Here is a 16,414-nt window from a genome sequence, read left to right on the forward strand (position 1 = left end):
CCCGTCTCGAAGGGCTGTCCTTCGAGATGCCATTTCGACAAGCTCAATGGCTCCTCAGGACGAACGGTTTTCTTTTGTCCAGCGCACTGTAGTTGTAGCGCGATGCAAATCTGGGCGGGGCTCGGCAATCCGGGCGACAAATATGCGCTGCACCGGCACAACGTCGGCTTCATGGCGGTCGACGCCATCGCGGCCGTGCATGGCTTTGGCCCATGGCAGAAGAAATTCCGCAGCCTCGTCAGCGAGGGCCGCGTCGGCCGGCACAAGATCCTGCTGCTGAAGCCGCAGACCTATATGAATGTCAGCGGCGACGCGGTTCAGCAGGCGCTTCATTTCTACAAGCTGGATATCGAAGCTCTGACCGCATTCCACGACGAGCTCGACCTCGCCCCGATGAAGGTCAAGGTGAAGCAGGGCGGCGGCACCGCCGGCCATAACGGATTGCGCTCGATCGGCGCGTCACTGGGCCCCGACTTCCGCCGCGTCCGGATCGGCATCGGCCATCCTGGCCCCGGCCAGAAGGAAAAAGTCACTCCCCACGTTCTCGGCAATTACGCCAAGAGCGAAATGGAGCCGCTCAGCGATCTGTTGGGTGCCATTGCCGCCGAAGCCAATTGGCTGGCCGACGGCGACGATGCCCGATTCATGAGCGACGTCGCGCTCAGGTTGCAGCAGCCGGATTAGCTTGCGGGTCGATGCCTAGGCGTGCCTGCGCCTTGGCCAAGGCTTCTTCAAAGCGCTGGTCGCCCCTCAGGAAGTCAAGATCGGGATCAACTGCGGCCGCGCTCACCAACGTGTGTTGAGCCAGTTCCAATACTGGCAGCAACAGGTCGAGCGAAGCGTCCCGCTCATTCAGATAAGCGCTCAGAACGCACGCGAAATTGTATCGCATATTGAGATTGTCAGGATCGATCAGCAGGGCTCGCTCGATCGTTTCCATCGCCCGTTCGCGATTGCCGGCAATCGCATGCCCGCCAGCACATATTCCCAGCGCCGCGCCGTTGCTGGGGTCTTCGGCAAGGACTTTCTCCGATTGCGAATGCATCATTTCCGCACCGCGAAGCACGCCTTCCCGGTTCCCCAGCGCCTGGTAACACATCACCAGCATCGCCCAGGAGTGGAAGTCGGACTCAATGAGCTCGACGGCTTTCACATAGTGGCGCGCGGCATCCTCAAGCTTTCTCTGGCGCGTTGAAAGTCGTGCCGCCTCCCTGTTCACTTCCCAGGAATCCGGGTCCAGCTTCAGCGCCTGCGCGATCTCCCGATTGGCATCGTCATATTGCTCAGCTTCAAGCAGGATCCGCGCCCTGACCGCATATGCCTCGGCAATCGTCGGATCGATCGACAGCGCCTGTTCCGCAGCGACGGAGGCATCCACATCTGCTGCGCCGAAATAATAGCGCAGCTGAAGTTGCGCGAGCGCCATCAACGCCCAGGCTTGAGCGTAGCGTGGATCAATTTCCAGGGCTCGCTGGCACAGCCGGATGACCCGTTGCTCCTTGCGGATGTCGCCATAATTGCCGGAAATCCAATATTTCCGGGCCATCAGATAAAAATTGTAAGCGTCAGCATTGCTCGTTCCGCGCTGCTCGATCGCCTTCTTCTCGGCGGGCAGCAACTTGACCTTCAACGCATCGACGATCGCCTTCGAAATCTCGTCCTGGATTGCGAATATGTCCGTAAGGTCGCGATCGAAGCGCTCGGCCCATAAGTGATCGCCGCTGCGGCCGTCGATCAACTGGGCGGTGATCCGAACGCGATTGCCGGCCTTTCGAACGCTTCCTTCAAGGACGTGGCTAACGCCGAGCTTTCGAGCCAGCTCCCCCACGTCGATCGACTGCCCCTTGAACATGAATGCGGTGTTCCGTGCCGTGACGGCGAGCGCCGACACCTTGGACAAATCGGTGGTGATGTCCTCGCTGATTCCATCGCTGAAATATTCCTGCTCGGCATCACCGCTCATATTGGCGAAGGGAAGAACGCAAATCGAAATATCGCTTGTGCGCTTGCGAGCGGTCGCCGTTGCTTCGATCGTGCCTGCCAGCGCCGCGACACTCTGCTCGATCTTTCGCCATCCGCTCGCCTGGCGATCGCCTTCCCATGCCGACAAATCCGCGCATTGGATCTGGTTGAACGGAAGCGGCGGGATCGTTCCGTCGAGACTGGCCTGAACCAGCACTCCGGCCTGCCGAGCATAATCCGCCTCTGCCCGAACCCATTGGGATTGGCATGCGTCCGCCGACCACAGCACGACGACCGCTTTCGCAGCGCGAAGATTCTCCTCGATGACGTCGCCATAGGCGCGATGTGCCGGCAACTGGTCGTCGCGCCAGACTTCATAGCCCATGGAAGAGAGTGCAGCAGCAACCTGCTCAGCGACTTGAGCGCTTGGCCGGCAATAGGAAATGAACACGCCGGGCATGCAGAGCCCCCGCTGTTTCAACCGAAAGCTACCGGTTCAGCCAAGCGTAGGGCAAGCGAAACCTGTGGGTCGACTTCGATGGATGGCGGGCTTCCACATCGAAGCAACGCCGCCTAAGTGCGGGCCATGTCGCGCACCTTGTTCGCAACCCGCCTGTACGAAGCAATGATCGACGACGAGCAATTGCTCGGCGAGCTCGCCCATTCAATTCGCTCGTTCGCGGAAGAGGACGAGGCGGGAAAGTGCTGGAGCCGGGAAAAGGCGTACAAGGGCTATACCAGCTATGCTTCGCTGAACGACCTGCCTCGTCGTGACCCGGCATTTGACGATCTGAAGCGCGTCCTTACCGCTCACGCCGTGCGCTTCGCCAAGGATCTGGCGTGGGGCGTCAAGCCGAAGCTCGATAGTATTTGGGTCAACCTGTTGAAGCCGGGCGGGCATCACAGCGCGCATATCCATCCTCATTCCATCCTGTCGGGAACGCTTTATGTCGAAGTTGCCAAGGGCAGCGGCCCAATCCGCTTCGAGGATCCCCGCCTGCCGATGATGATGGCAGCGCCGGTCCGCGACGAAGATGCGGCTGAGGAATTGCGGCCATTTGTAGCGGTCGAGCCTCGCCCGGGCCTGCTCCTGCTATGGGAGAGCTGGCTCCGCCATGAGGTACTCCCCGGCACCGCCAAGGCCGATCGGCTGAGCATCAGCTTCAATTTTGCGTGAACCGCCGCTAAGAGGCCCGCCAATCCGTCATTGCGAGCGTAGCGAAGCAATCCAGAAGCGTGGATTGCCGCGTCGCTTCGCTCCTCGCAATGACGACGACACGGAGTGATTCATGGGCTTTAAATGCGGCATCGTCGGCCTGCCGAACGTCGGCAAGTCGACCCTCTTCAACGCGTTGACCGAAACGCAGGCGGCGCAAGCGGCCAACTATCCCTTCTGCACGATCGAACCGAACGTCGGCCAGGTCGCCGTGCCCGACCCGCGCCTCGACAAGTTGGCCGCGATCGCCGGCTCGGCCAAGATCATCCCGACCCAGCTTGCCTTCGTCGACATCGCCGGCCTGGTGAAGGGCGCGTCCAAGGGCGAGGGTCTTGGCAACCAGTTCCTGGGCAACATCCGCGAAGTGGACGCCATCGTCCATGTCCTGCGCTGTTTCGAGAATGACGACATCCAGCATGTCGAAAACAAGGTCGATCCGATCGCGGACGCCGAGACGGTCGAAACCGAACTTCTGCTGTCCGACCTCGAAAGCCTGGAAAAGCGCGTTCCCAATCTGGTGAAGCGCGGCCAGCAGGGCGACAAAGAGTCGAAGATCGCTGCGTCGGTCCTGAGCCAGGCACTCGATCTCCTCCGCGAGGGCAAGCCCGCGCGGCTCACGCAACCCAAGGACGACGAGGAAGCCCGCGTCTTCTCGCAGGCCCAGCTAATCACCGCCAAGCCGGTGCTCTACGTCTGCAACGTCAATGAGGACGAAGCGGCCAACGGTAACGCGCAGTCCGCCCGCGTATTCGAAAAGGCCAAGGCGGAAGGCGCCAACGCGGTCGTCGTCTCGGCGGCGATCGAGGCCGACCTGGTCAGCATGGACATGGACGAGCGGCTGGTCTTCCTCGAGGAAATGGGCCTGCACGAGACGGGCCTCGCCCGCGTCATTCGCGCCGGGTACGACCTACTCCACCTTATCACCTTCTTCACCGTCGGACCGAAGGAAGCCCGGGCCTGGACAGTTGAGAAGGGTTCGAAGGCTCCGCGTGCGGCCGGCGAAATCCATACCGACTTCGAACGCGGTTTCATCCGCGCCGAAACCATCGCCTATGACGATTATATCGCGCTGAACGGCGAAGCTGGAGCGCGCGACGCCGGAAAGCTGAGGCAAGAAGGCAAGGAATATGTCGTGAAGGACGGCGACGTCCTGCACTTCAAGTTCAACGTCTGAGCCGCGCCTCGCGAAACAGGCCGTAGCTCAATATCCCGGCAACGATCAGTCCGGCCCAGCTGGCCGCCTGAGCGATCGCATGGTCACCGACGATCACCTGGAAATGGGTGACGAGGCGGTAGGCGTGCACCAACGCGATGAGCGCAAAGACGACAGCCGCGATGGTCGTGAAAGGTTTCATCATACCCCTCCCCTCCTGGGTCAGGGCACAATAGCATTCGTACCCGCTTCAATGAACCGAGACTTGGCGAAGCCGCGTTTTTGTCCCACCAGTCAGCCATGAGCAGGGAAGCGCAGCAAATGGCGAAGACCAATCCTCTGGTCGAGGGATATCAATCGCTTGAGGATGATCCCGGAAAGTCGGGCAAGCTGGCGCGGGAAGCGCTGCGGCTGCATCCAGAATCGCCCCCTGCCCTGAGGCTCGTCGGCCTGGCAATGCGGGCATCCGGCCAGACCGAGGAAGCCGCGGAATTCGAACAACGGGCAGTCAAGGCGGCGACGTCCGATCCAGTGTTGCTGCGCGCCGGTCACGCGCTGTTCGCAAACCAGCTGCATGAGGCCGAACCTCTCCTGAAAGAGCGGCTGAAACGCGATCCCTATGATTACAGCGCGATGCGCATGTTGGCCGAGCTGGCCGCGCGGATCGGACGCATTCATGATAGTGAGAGCCTGCTTCGTCGAACGGTCGAGCTGGCACCGTCCTTCCAGGCAGCGCGGGCCAACCTGGCGACCGTCCTATATCGTCAGCATCGCGCGCCCGAAGCCCTCGAACAGCTCGACCAACTGGGAACGGACGGAGAAATTGCCGATAGCTACCGCAATCTACGAGCAGCGGCCCTTGGCCGTATCGGCGGCTATGAGGAAGCCATCGATCTTTATCGCGACGTGCTTCGCCGCCATCCGGAACAGCCCAAGATCTGGATGAGCATGGCGCATTTGCTGAAGACAGTCGGCAACCAGGAGGAATCGATTAGCGCCTATCGCCGGGCGATTGAACTTGCGCCGAGCCTTGGTGAGGTATGGTGGAGCCTTGCGAACCTGAAGACGATCACGTTCGACGATGAAGATGTTCGTGCGATGGAGGCGGCGCTTGATGACGCAGCGCTCGACATCGACGACCGGCTGCATCTGCATTTTGCACTGGGCAAGGCTTATGAAGACCGGCGTAGTCCAGAACAGTCATGGCGCCATTATGAAGCCGGCAACGACATACAGTCGAAACGGCTTGGCCATAATCCCAATCGCATCACCAGGATTGTCGATCGCAGCATACCGCTCATGACCCGGGATTTCTTCGCCGCTCGAAATGAAATGGGATGCGAAGCCCCCGATCCTATCTTCATCCTGGGCATGCCGCGTGCGGGCTCGACCCTCGTCGAACAGATTCTGGCCAGCCACAGCCGGGTCGAGGGTACGATGGAATTGCCCGATATCAGCGCGCTGGTCAGGCAAATCGACAATAAGAATGCCGGCGAGGAATTTGGGAACTACCCCGATGCGCTCGCCAATCTCGATGGCGACACGCTCGCAGCGCTCGGGCAGGAATATCTGGATCGCACCCGCATCCAGCGAAGTGAGGGCAAGCCCTTCTTCATCGACAAGATGCCCAACAACTGGGTCCATGCCGGCTTCATCCGCCTAATCCTTCCCAATGCGAAGATCATCGATGCTCGGCGGCATCCGCTGGACTGCGGCTTTTCCAACTTCAAGCAGCATTACGCGCGAGGACAGGCCTTCAGCTATGACCTCGCCCACATCGGCCGATACTATGCCGATTATGTGCGGTTCATGGACCATATCGATCGCGCGCAGCCTGGTGCGGTTCACCGGGTCATTCACGAGCGCCTTGTCGAAAACCCCGAGCAAGAGATTCGCGCACTGCTCGCCTATTGCGGCCTTGAATGGGAGGATAGCTGCCTCCGCTTCCACGAGACCAAGCGAGCGGTCAGGACCGCAAGCAGCGAACAGGTGAGGCAGCCACTCAGCAAGGCAGGCCTGGGCCAGTGGCAGCCATATGAGCAATGGCTGGCCCCCTTGAAGACTGCGCTCGGCCCGGCGCTCCAGCATTGGGATGATGCACCGCTGCCATAGCGCAGGGAAAATCGTGACATCCGCGTGACGAAAGCCAATTGACGCCGATGTAAACAGGCGCCCACTCTTCCCACACGAATTAAATGGGGGAGTAATATGACGAGACGTACGTCTTTCGCCCGCCGCTCCTGCGGCCTGTTCCTCGCATCGACCGCAATTTTGAGCACAAGCGCCTTTGCTCAGCAAACTGCAGGTGAGCAGGAAGCAGCAGCAACTCAACGACTGGTGGAAGGCGACGAAATCGTTGTCACCGCGACCAAGCGCGTCGAAAATCTTCAGGACGTGCCGATCGCCATCACCGCATTCGGTACGAAGACCCTCGACGACAACCACGTCGACTCGTTCGAAGACTATGCCAAGATGATCCCGAGCTTGTCGCAGCAGTCGTCGGGCCCCGGTGCATCCAACGTCTATTTCCGCGGTGTCGCCAGCGGCGAGAACGCCAACCACTCGACCTCGCTGCCCAGCGTCGGCACCTATCTGGACGAACAGCCGATCACGACCATCCAGGGCGCGCTCGACCTTCACGTCTTCGATATCGAGCGGATCGAGGCATTGGCCGGTCCCCAGGGAACGCTTTACGGGGCTTCCAGCGAAGCTGGCACTATTCGCATCATCACCAACAAGCCGGATCTCTCAGGCACCTACGGCGAAGTCGGCCTTGAAGTGAACAATACCGCCCATGGCGACTGGGGCTATACTGCCGAAGGCTTCATCAATGCGCCGCTCAATGAGAATATCGCGGCCCGTGTCGTTGCCTGGTACCGCCGCGATGGCGGCTACATCGACAATATACATGCCATTCGGAATTACACCGAGTTCACGCTGGAACAGGACCCCGAAGGTGATCCTGGCGATCTCATCCCCACGCCGACGGGCAACATCATCTCTCGCGATAATGCCGATCTGGCGGAGGACGATTACAACGACGTCTACACCTACGGTGCCCGCGCGGCGTTGAAAATCGATCTCAACGAGGATTGGTCGATTACTCCCCAGATCATGGGCCAGAGCCAGAAAGCCTATGGCTCATTCGCCGAGGAGAGTGGCTACGACGACCTTGAGACGGCACAGTTCTATTATGAAAAGACCAAGGACAAGTGGTGGCAGGCCGCCCTTACCGTCGAAGGCAAGATCGGCAACTTCGACATGACCTACGCCGGCGCTTACATGAAGCGCCAGATCGACGGCTCGTTCGATTATTCCGACTATTCCTACTTCTACAACGAGCTGTCGGGATACGGCGCCTATTGGTACGACAATGACGGCGATCCGATCGATCCGACGCAGTACATCATCTCCGACGACAGCTTCAAAAAGATGTCGCACGAACTGCGCTTTACATCGCCGGCAGAAAATCGGTTCCGCGTCGTTGGCGGTCTGTTCCTGCAGCGGCAGGAACATAACATCGAGCAGAACTACAAGATCGACAATCTGGACGATCATCTGGCCGTTGACGGTTATCCCGACAATATCTGGCTGACGAAGCAGCTCCGCGTCGACCGCGACAAGGCCATCTTCGGTGAGCTCAGCTATGACGTGACGCCCGAACTGACCCTCACGGCCGGCGGGCGCTACTACTGGTACAAGAACTCACTGGAAGGCTTTTTCGGGTACAACTCGTTCGATGACGACGGCCTTGGTTACAGCGGCAACGACCAGTACAACTGCGACCTGTTCGGCCCCTCCACCGTAAACGGAGCGCCTTGCAACAACGTCGACAAGACCACCAAGGACAGCGGCGCCGTTTATCGCTTCAATGCAACCTGGAAGCCAAACGACGACCTGCTTCTCTATGCCACTTGGTCCAAGGGTTTCCGGCCCGGCGGCGTCAACCGTCGCGGCACCTTGCCGCCATATGATCCGGACTTCCTCATCAACTATGAGGCCGGCGCGAAGTATAGCTTCGGCAGCGGCTCGCACTTCAACTTCGCGATCTACCAAGAGAATTGGAAGGACATTCAGCTATCCTTCTTGGGTGCAAACGGCCTGACCGAGGTCCGGAACGCCGGCGACGCCCGCATCCGCGGCATTGAAGCCGACCTCTACCTCCGCCTGATGCCGGGACTTAGCTGGAGCACGGGCGCCAGCTACAATGATGCGGAAATCCGCAACGACTTCTGCTCCATTGCCGTCCCGGACTTCGATTGCACGATCGATGTCGACCTGGACGATAGCGGAGCGATCGACGATTCATCGGAAGAAAACGCCAAGTTGGCCGACAAGGGCACTCGCCTCCCGGTCACGTCCCGATGGAAGCTGAACAGCAGGCTTCGCTACGATTGGGACCTGACCAGCGACATCAAGGCTCATGCCCAGGCCTCGCTGACCTACGAAGGAGACCGTCGGGCTGACCTTCGTGACATCGAGAATGCGATCATCGGCGAATATGATGCCTACACGCTCGTCGACGCCTCGACTGGCATCGACAAGGGTCCGTGGAGCGTCGACCTATACGTCAAGAACATCTTCGATGTTCGTGGCCAGATCACCAAGGGCATCCAGTGCCTGGAAACGGTCTGCGGCGATCCGGACGGCGTCACTGCAATCGGACCGAAGATCTATACGACGGTCACACGTCCGAGAATGTTTGGCCTTCGCGTCGGCCGCAAATTCTAACTAGCAGGAAATGGAGCCCGTCATGCCTCGCGCATGACGGGTTTTATTTTGCCACTTTCCTTCGCCGGCTAAACCGGCGATTGAAGAAGCATGATCTATTTCGATGACCTGGAAGTCGGCCAGGAAACCCTGTTCGGCCATTATGATGTGACCCGCGAGGAAGTCCTCGAGTTCGCCCAGAAGTATGACCCCCAGCCGTTTCACCTCAGCGACGAGGAGGCGGCCAAGACCCATTTCGGCCGTCTCGCCGCTTCCGGCTGGCACACTTGCGCGATGACCATGGCGGTGATCGCCCGCCATGTGGTCGATACCGAACAGGCAGGCCTCGGATCGCCCGGGGTCGACGAGCTTCGTTGGCTGAAGCCGGTCTACCCCGGTGATCGGCTGACGGTCAGGGGCAAGATCATCGAGACCACGCCGTCGCGGTCGAAGCCGCAAATCGGCGTGATCAAGAGCGAAAACACGATCACCAATCAGGACGACGTGAAGGTGATGACCTTCACGTCGATCGTGCTGATGCTACGGCGGCCTACCGCCTAGTTTTCGTCAGTGTTGCTGTTGCCGTCGCTGCTGCGATCCGCACGCGAACGATTGCTCATCGACGAACGGAATTCGCGGCTGCTCTGGCGTTCGCTACGCTGAGCGCGTTCCGGACGAGTGCGCTCGACGCGCTCCGTCCGATTGGCACGCTCAACACGCTCGGTCCGTTCCGCGCGTTGGATGCGTTCGGCCCGATCGACCGGCTGGACCTGCTCGACCTGATTGTTCCGCTGGATACGGTCAGTCCGGTTAGCGCGATCGCCGCGCGTGGGTCGCTCGCGCTCGACGCGAACCTGCTCACCATCGCGGGTCCGAACCTGCTGGGTGACCGCATTCGGGCCAGCCTCGAAGCCGCTCCAGTTCTCCCTTTGAGATTCCATCTGGCGGCGGAATTCCTCGCTGCTCAGGGCCTGCTTGCGACGACCTTCCCAGTAACGACGGTGCGCGTCGGACCAGCGGTGCGGCTTACGATAGCGGTCGTAAACATAGTAGCCGTAGCCCGGATAATAGTAGTCATCGTACCAGCCGTAATAGGGCGCATAGCCATATCCGTAGCCCGGATATCCCGAGCCATAGCCGTAACCGACACCATAGGCCGGATAACCACCGTAGCCGCCGTAGCCGCCGCCGTACCCGTAACCGCCGTAATAGGGGTCATAGTAGCCGCCGTTGCCGACGCCCACCGAAACGCCATTATAGCCGTAGGGTGTCGTACAACCTGCAAGGCCGATGCCGGCAACCAGTGCTACCGCAGCGGCGCGAAGTCGAAACGCATACATAGAGACTTCTCCGAAGGATTTTATGGAGTCGTTCTGCACTTAAGCTGTTGAACGCGCAGTGAACCGTTGCGACTGCGTACCCTCGTCCGGACGACTCAATGACCCTCGAAGTTGAACAGGCTTTCCGCCGGTATTCCTGCATCGCGGAGCGCCTTTGCGCCACCCAGTTCCGGGAGGTCGACGATGAACCGCGCCCCAACCAGATCTGCTCCTGCACGCCTCACCAGTCGGGCTGCAGCCAGCGCCGTACCGCCCGTTGCCAGGAGGTCGTCGACGATCAGAACCCGTGCACCGGGCGCACAGGCGTCGACATGCATCGTCAGCCGGTCCGTTCCATATTCCAGCGCATAGTCTTCGGCGATGGTCGCGCCGGGAAGCTTGCCGTCCTTCCGGATCAGCAGCAGCCCCGCTCCAAGTTTCACCGCCAGCGCCCCGCCGATCGCGAATCCGCGAGCTTCGACGGCTGCCACCAGATCAACCTTCCCGTCGACCGTCGCCGCAAGTGCATCGACCGTGCGGGCAAGGCCCACACGGTCGAGCATTAACGTCGTAATGTCGCGAAACTGGATCCCGGGCTTTGGAAAGTCCGGGATGGTGCGGACCAACGCCTTGAGCTCGTCATTCACCTGAATCCGCCGTCATTGCGAGGAGCTGAAAGCGACGAAGCAATCCAGTCACCCTACGGGCACTGGATTGCTTCGCTTCGCTCGCAATGACGATCATCCGGCGATGCCGGCCTTTTTGCTCGCGCGGGTCCGCTTGACCTTGTTCTCAGGATCAAGCGCCCCCTTCGGAGCAACCTTGCGCTTCGCCTCGGCCCAGATGTTCCGATAGCTCAGGTAACCCAGGACCGTGGCGATGATCAGGAACGCCAGCACCGCGAGGCCCGACTTGTGACGGCTCTGCAGGTTCGGTTCGGCAGTCCACAGCAGGAAGGCCGAAACGTCCTTCGCCATCTGGTCGACCGTTGCCGGCGTCTGGTCGGCGTAGGTGACCTGGCCGTCCGCGGTAAGCGGCGGCGGCATGGCGATGTTCAGATTGGCGAAATATGGGTTGTAGTGAAGCCCCTCCGGCGTCTTCGTTGCCGGGAATTCGGCCAGAAGCTTCGCCGGCTGAGCCTGATAGCCCGTGAGCAGCGAGTAGATGTAGGCCGGGCCGTCATGGCGCGCTTTCGCCATCAACGACAGATCAGGCGGAAGCGCATTGTTGTTTGCAGCGCGTGCCGCCGTCTCGTTGGCATAGGGGCTCGGGAACTTGTCGGACGGGATCGCCTTGCGGGTCGCCGCCTCGCCGGTTTCCGGGTTCACGCTGGGGACCTCGATCGCCCACTGATTGGCGATCGCCTTCACCTCGGCCTCATTATAGCCGAGCTGATGGAGGTCGCGGAACGACACCAGGTTTAGGCTGTGGCAGCCCGCGCAAACTTCCTTGTAGACCTGGAAGCCGCGCTGCAGCTGCTGGCGGTCGAACTGGCCGAACGGACCGTCCGTCTTCAGCGCCAGTTCCTTCGGATGGCGATGGAAGCCTTCCTCCGCAGTCGGTTCCGGCGGCGCCTGGAAGTAGCCGACCAGGTTCACCAGCAGGCTGATCGTCAGGACGCCCGCGAATCCGACGCCGACCAGCATGCCGATGCTAGCGACCCATCCGAGCCGCTTGATGAAGCCGAGGACTACGGCCGGGATTGCCAGCAAATAACCCATGATCCCTATATCCCCTTAATTCGCTGGAGCCGACTGGCCGACAGGCGCCGCTTCCGCACGTTCGCCGTGCAGCACGCTTTCCGAAATGGAATTGGGCAGCGGCAAGGTCGTCTCGAACTTCGAGACGAGCGGCAGAATGATCAGGAAGTGCGCGAAATAATAAGCTGCTGCGATCTGCGACAGTGCGACGAAGAACGGCGTCGCGGGCGAACCGCCACACCAGCCGAGGATCGCGACATCAACCAGCAGGATGATGAAGAAGATCCGGAACATCGGCCGGTAGCTGCCCGAGCGAACCGGCGACTTGTCCAGCCACGGCAGGAAGAACAGCAGCAGGATCGATGCGAACATCGCCAGCACGCCCCACAGCTTCGCCGGCAGGATGAAGTCGACGGTGAAGGCGCGGAGGATCGCGTAGAACGGCCAGAAATACCATTCCGGAACGATGTGCGCCGGCGTCGCGAGCGGGTTGGCCGGGATGTAGTTGTCCGGGTGGCCAAGCGCGTTCGGACCGAAGAACACCACCGCGGCATAGATGGTCAGGAACGCGCCGGCGAACCAGCCGTCCTTGGCGGTGTAGAACGGGTGGAAAGGCAGCGTATCCTTCTCGGTCTTCACCTCGACGCCCGTCGGGTTCGACGATCCCGGGATGTGCAGCGACCAGATGTGCAGGATCACGACGCCCGCAATCACGAACGGCAGCAGATAGTGCAGCGAGAAGAAGCGGGTCAGTGCCGCCTGGTCCGGGGCAAAGCCGCCCAGCAGCCAAACGCGGATCGGTTCGCCCACGACCGGGAAGGCCGAGAAGAAGCCGGTGATGACCTGTGCGCCCCAGTAGCTCATCTGACCCCAGGGGAGGACGTAGCCCATGAAGGCGGTCGCCATCATCAGCAGGTAGATGACGAGGCCCAGCATCCAGACCATTTCGCGCGGCGCCTTGTACGAACCGTAATAAAGGCCGCGGAAGATGTGGATGTAGACAACGATGAAGAAGAAGCTTGCGCCGTTGGCGTGGGCGTAGCGCATCATCCAGCCGGCGTTCACGTCGCGCATGATGTGCTCGATCGAGTTGAACGCGCCGTCGGCCGAAGCGAAGTACCACATCGCCAGCACGATTCCGGTGACGATCTGGATCGTCAGGAAGATGCCGCTGAGGACGCCGAAGTTCCACCCGTAGTTGAGGTTGCGCGGAACCGGATAACCGCCGCCGACCGCATTGAAGACCATCCGCGGAAGCGGGAGGCGATCGTCGATCCACCGGCCGAGTTCGGTCTTGGGTTCGTAGGGCTTGGCCCAGGCAAAGCTCATCGAATTATCCCCTGTTAGCCGATGGACACGACGGTGTCGGACGAGAAGGCATATTCCGGCACCATCAGGTTGAGCGGAGCCGGGCCCTTACGAATGCGTGCTGCGGTGTCGTAGTGCGAACCGTGGCACGGGCAGAAATATCCGCCGTAATCGCCGCGATTCTCGCCCTCGCCAACGCCCAGCGGGACGCAGCCCAAATGAGTGCAGACGCCAAGCGTGATCAGCCAGTTTTCCTTGCCCGGCTTCGTCCGCTCGGCAAGCGTCTGCGGGTCGCGCAGCTCGCTCAGCGGCACGGCGTTAGCCTGCTGCACTTCCTGCGGCGTCAGGTTGCGGACGAAGACCGGCTGCTTGCGCCAGCTGGTCTTGATCGCCTGTCCGGGCGCGATCTTGGAGATGTCCACCTCGGTCGAGGCCAGCGCCAGCACGTCGGCGGGCGGGTTCATCTGGTTGATCAGCGGCAGCGCGACGGCAACCGCACCGACGCCAGCGAAGCTGACGGCGGCAATGTTAATGAAGTCGCGGCGGCGGAGGCTTTCATCGCCTTCCACAATCGCTGCGTTGGTTTCTTCCAGCGTGGCCATGCTCACCCTTAAGACCGAAATTTCGCGCGCGTGCCGAATGGCACAAAAAACGAGCCCGCTCCGGCGGTGCCGGCCCGGTTGGCGCGCCTGATAGCGTCTCACCCCGCATATGCAAATGGTCAAATTGCCCGGCTTGTGCGGCAAGCCGAGTGCGGACTATCGCCCCACCATGCGGCTTTGCCTTTTTCAGCCGGAAATTGCCGGGAACGTCGGTGCGGTAATGCGCCTTGGCGCCTGCATGGGAGTCGCGATCGATCTCATCGAGCCAATGGGATTCTCGTGGGACGACAAAAGGGTCCGGCGGACGGCAATGGACTATATCGACCATGTCGACGTCACGCGCCATTCTTCGTTCGGGGCATTTCGTGCGGCAAACCGGGGCAGGCTGATTCTGTTCAGCACCAAAGGCCAGGCGTCCCCTTATGAATTTGCCTTCCTGCCTGACGACATCCTGCTGTTCGGCAAGGAAAGCGGCGGCGTCCCGTCCGAAGTCGCTGCGACCGCCGACGCGGTGCTGAGAATCCCAATCCGGGCGGAGGTCCGGTCGTTCAACCTGGCCACTTCGACTGCGCTCGCACTCGGCGAGGCGCTCCGCCAGACAGGCGGGCTGCCCAGCGTCGGCGCAGGCTAAGGCTACTCCGCCGCGGCCGCCTCGGGCGTCAACGGCGTCTCCTCCCCCTTCCGCGCCTGCCATGCCGAACGGGCCATGACGGCGGCAGCGTAAAGCACGACGATAATCACCAGCCAGCGAAGCGTCTCGACCGGCATTTCCTTGACGAGGAAGGCAGCAACAAGGACCGCCGGGAAGCCGCCTAGCGTGATTCCAAGCACGACCTTCAGGTCCATCTGCCCCATCCTGATGTGGCGAACGCTGGCCGCCGAACCCATCAGGCCCGCGCTGGCTGCCATGATCGGGAAGCAAAGCCGCGGGTCCATGCCCATCAGGCTGAGCAAGACCAGCGTCGGCGCATAATTGCCGACGCCGAAGTTCAGCAGCACGCCGAAGATGAAGCTGGCGACGATCGCCAGGACGGTGAGGTCCATCGGAAGGCTGTTCGCGGTACCTCCGCCTGGCATCATGTTGAGGTTGGTGAGGGCATAGGCTCCCGCCGCAAGCAGCAGGCCGATCGCGACAACCGTCTGGACCACCCACACTTTCGATTTCGCGACCATTGGCGCGCCGAGCAATCCGCCCATCACAAAGGCCAAGATGCACCCGACAAGCAGGATCGCATCGACCATGACGCCCAGCAGGATGAGATAGATGATGCCTTGAAGAACCGCTGGCGGGGTAAGGCCGACCAACATGGTCTGGGGAATCAGTCGATCGGGAACCAGCTTGCGGAGCTTGAACCAGGCCGCGGTCGGAGCGAATGAGCCGATGCCGAGTGTATCGAAGAAGCTCACGACTGCTCCAAGCACTACTGCCTCGACTTTGGGCACGGCACCCTGCCGAATAGCGGCACGGATCAGCACGCCAAGGCAGATGATGCCTGCCAACGTAAGCGGAATCAGAAGTGCGATCAGCATGGCTGCCCCTCCACGCCCCTAATGAAGGTCTGTTGTAGATGATCGTCGAGGCCTTCGCTACAGAGCCCGCCATGCTTGACCTAGACGATCAGCAACAGGCCGCCCGCGATTGGTTCGAATCGCTCCGCACCAGGATTTGCGACGCGTTCGAAGCGATCGAGCGCGAAGCGGGCAGCGATGCTCGTTTCGAATATATTCCCTGGGACCGGACCGACGAAGACGGAACGCCGGGCGGCGGCGGCGTGCGCGGCCAGATGGCGGGCAAGGTCTTCGAAAAAGTCGGCGTCAACGTTTCGACCGTCGGTGGGAAGTTCTCACCCGAGTTCGCCAGGCAGATCCTTGGCGCCGACGAGGATCCAAGCTTCTTTGCGACCGGCATCAGCCTGGTCGCCCATATGGCGAACCCGCACGTGCCTGCGGTCCATATGAACACCCGCTTCCTCACCACGACGAAGCGGTGGTTCGGCGGCGGCGCGGACCTCAATCCGGCCATTCCCTATGAAGAGGACACTGACGCCTTCCATGCCCGGATGCGGGCAGCCTGCGCCGCCCATGATCCGACCTTCTATTCGCGCTTCTCCAAATGGGCGGAGGAATATTTCTGGATACCCCACCGCAACCGGGCGCGCGGGGTCGGCGGCATCTTCTACGACCGGCTGGAAGGCCATTTCGACGAACATTTCGCCTTCACCCGCGACGTCGGCGAGGCGTTCCTCGACATCTTCCCCCAGATCGTGCGGAAGCGGATGGATATGCCGTTCACCGAGGATGAGGTTGAAACGCTGCTCGAATTCCGCGGGCGCTACGTCGAGTTCAACCTGCTTTACGATCGCGGCACGCTGTTCGGGCTCAAGACCGGCGGCAACATCGACGCAATCCTGATGAGCCTCCCTCCGCTCGCGAAGTGGCGCTAG

At 61.1% G+C, this 16,414-nt stretch carries 16 protein-coding genes; 8 read left to right on the plus strand and 8 right to left on the minus strand.

What is annotated here, in order from left to right:
* Positions 1-102 precede the first annotated feature (102 nt).
* Positions 103-684 (plus strand): aminoacyl-tRNA hydrolase, encoded by a 582-nt coding sequence (gene pth, locus LZ496_RS03775; protein WP_249903248.1) that lies wholly within the window; start codon positions 103-105, stop codon positions 682-684.
* Here the strand turns inward: pth and LZ496_RS03780 are convergent.
* Entirely contained in the window at positions 662-2,422 is a 1,761-nt protein-coding gene (locus LZ496_RS03780) for a TIR domain-containing protein (protein ID WP_249903249.1), read from the minus strand. The genes pth and LZ496_RS03780 overlap by 23 nt on opposite strands.
* 126 nt (positions 2,423-2,548) lie before the next feature.
* On the opposite strand from LZ496_RS03780, the gene LZ496_RS03785 reads away from it, so the two are divergent.
* Entirely contained in the window at positions 2,549-3,139 is a 591-nt protein-coding gene (locus LZ496_RS03785) for a TIGR02466 family protein (RefSeq protein ID WP_249903856.1), read from the plus strand.
* A gap of 112 nt (positions 3,140-3,251) precedes the next feature.
* Positions 3,252-4,352 (plus strand): redox-regulated ATPase YchF, encoded by a 1,101-nt coding sequence (gene ychF / locus LZ496_RS03790; protein ID WP_249903250.1) that lies wholly within the window; start codon positions 3,252-3,254, stop codon positions 4,350-4,352.
* Here the strand turns inward: ychF and LZ496_RS03795 are convergent.
* On the minus strand, positions 4,342-4,536 hold the full coding sequence (locus LZ496_RS03795) for a hypothetical protein (RefSeq protein ID WP_249903251.1): 195 nt from the start codon (positions 4,534-4,536) through the stop codon (positions 4,342-4,344). The two genes, ychF and LZ496_RS03795, sit on opposite strands and share 11 nt — an antisense overlap.
* A gap of 95 nt (positions 4,537-4,631) precedes the next feature.
* Between LZ496_RS03795 and LZ496_RS03800 the strand changes: the two genes are divergently transcribed.
* From LZ496_RS03800 to LZ496_RS03810, 3 genes are all read left to right on the plus strand, one after another.
* Positions 4,632-6,443: a tetratricopeptide repeat-containing sulfotransferase family protein gene (locus LZ496_RS03800; RefSeq protein WP_249903252.1), complete on the plus strand. Its 1,812-nt coding sequence runs from the start codon at positions 4,632-4,634 to the stop codon at positions 6,441-6,443.
* Positions 6,444-6,539: 96 nt separating this feature from the next.
* On the plus strand, positions 6,540-9,062 hold the full coding sequence (locus LZ496_RS03805) for a TonB-dependent receptor (RefSeq protein WP_249903253.1): 2,523 nt from the start codon (positions 6,540-6,542) through the stop codon (positions 9,060-9,062).
* A gap of 90 nt (positions 9,063-9,152) precedes the next feature.
* A complete protein-coding gene (locus LZ496_RS03810) occupies positions 9,153-9,602 on the plus strand; it encodes a MaoC family dehydratase (protein WP_249903254.1) in 450 nt (149 codons plus the stop codon).
* Here LZ496_RS03810 and LZ496_RS03815 read toward each other — a convergent pair.
* The 5 genes from LZ496_RS03815 to petA all read right to left on the minus strand — a co-directional run bounded on the left by LZ496_RS03815 (position 9,599) and on the right by petA (position 13,970).
* Complete coding sequence (locus tag LZ496_RS03815) at positions 9,599-10,381, minus strand: hypothetical protein (RefSeq protein WP_249903255.1); 783 nt, start codon at positions 10,379-10,381, stop codon at positions 9,599-9,601. The genes LZ496_RS03810 and LZ496_RS03815 overlap by 4 nt on opposite strands.
* A 95-nt stretch (positions 10,382-10,476) precedes the next feature.
* Entirely contained in the window at positions 10,477-11,007 is a 531-nt protein-coding gene (locus LZ496_RS03820) for an adenine phosphoribosyltransferase (RefSeq protein WP_249903256.1), read from the minus strand.
* Between the two features lie 93 nt (positions 11,008-11,100).
* Positions 11,101-12,006, minus strand: a complete 906-nt coding sequence (locus tag LZ496_RS03825; RefSeq protein WP_249903857.1) for a cytochrome c1 — start codon at positions 12,004-12,006, stop codon at positions 11,101-11,103.
* A gap of 90 nt (positions 12,007-12,096) precedes the next feature.
* Positions 12,097-13,389: a cytochrome b gene (locus LZ496_RS03830; RefSeq protein WP_249903257.1), complete on the minus strand. Its 1,293-nt coding sequence runs from the start codon at positions 13,387-13,389 to the stop codon at positions 12,097-12,099.
* A gap of 14 nt (positions 13,390-13,403) precedes the next feature.
* Positions 13,404-13,970 carry a ubiquinol-cytochrome c reductase iron-sulfur subunit gene (gene petA / locus LZ496_RS03835; RefSeq protein WP_249903258.1) on the minus strand — a complete coding sequence of 189 codons (567 nt, stop codon included), beginning with the start codon at positions 13,968-13,970 and terminating at the stop codon, positions 13,404-13,406.
* 169 nt (positions 13,971-14,139) lie between these two features.
* On the opposite strand from petA, the gene LZ496_RS03840 reads away from it, so the two are divergent.
* Positions 14,140-14,601: a tRNA (cytidine(34)-2'-O)-methyltransferase gene (locus LZ496_RS03840; protein ID WP_249903858.1), complete on the plus strand. Its 462-nt coding sequence runs from the start codon at positions 14,140-14,142 to the stop codon at positions 14,599-14,601.
* A gap of 2 nt (positions 14,602-14,603) precedes the next feature.
* Here LZ496_RS03840 and LZ496_RS03845 read toward each other — a convergent pair whose 3' ends face one another.
* Positions 14,604-15,500 (minus strand): sulfite exporter TauE/SafE family protein, encoded by an 897-nt coding sequence (locus LZ496_RS03845; RefSeq protein ID WP_249903259.1) that lies wholly within the window; start codon positions 15,498-15,500, stop codon positions 14,604-14,606.
* Positions 15,501-15,571: 71 nt separating this feature from the next.
* Here LZ496_RS03845 and hemF point away from each other — a divergent pair, with 71 nt between their 5' ends.
* Positions 15,572-16,414 (plus strand): oxygen-dependent coproporphyrinogen oxidase, encoded by an 843-nt coding sequence (gene hemF / locus LZ496_RS03850; RefSeq protein ID WP_249903260.1) that lies wholly within the window; start codon positions 15,572-15,574, stop codon positions 16,412-16,414.

This window comes from Sphingomonas caseinilytica (assembly GCF_023516455.1).
In the GTDB taxonomy this organism is placed as follows: Bacteria; Pseudomonadota; Alphaproteobacteria; order Sphingomonadales; family Sphingomonadaceae; genus Sphingomicrobium; species Sphingomicrobium caseinilyticum.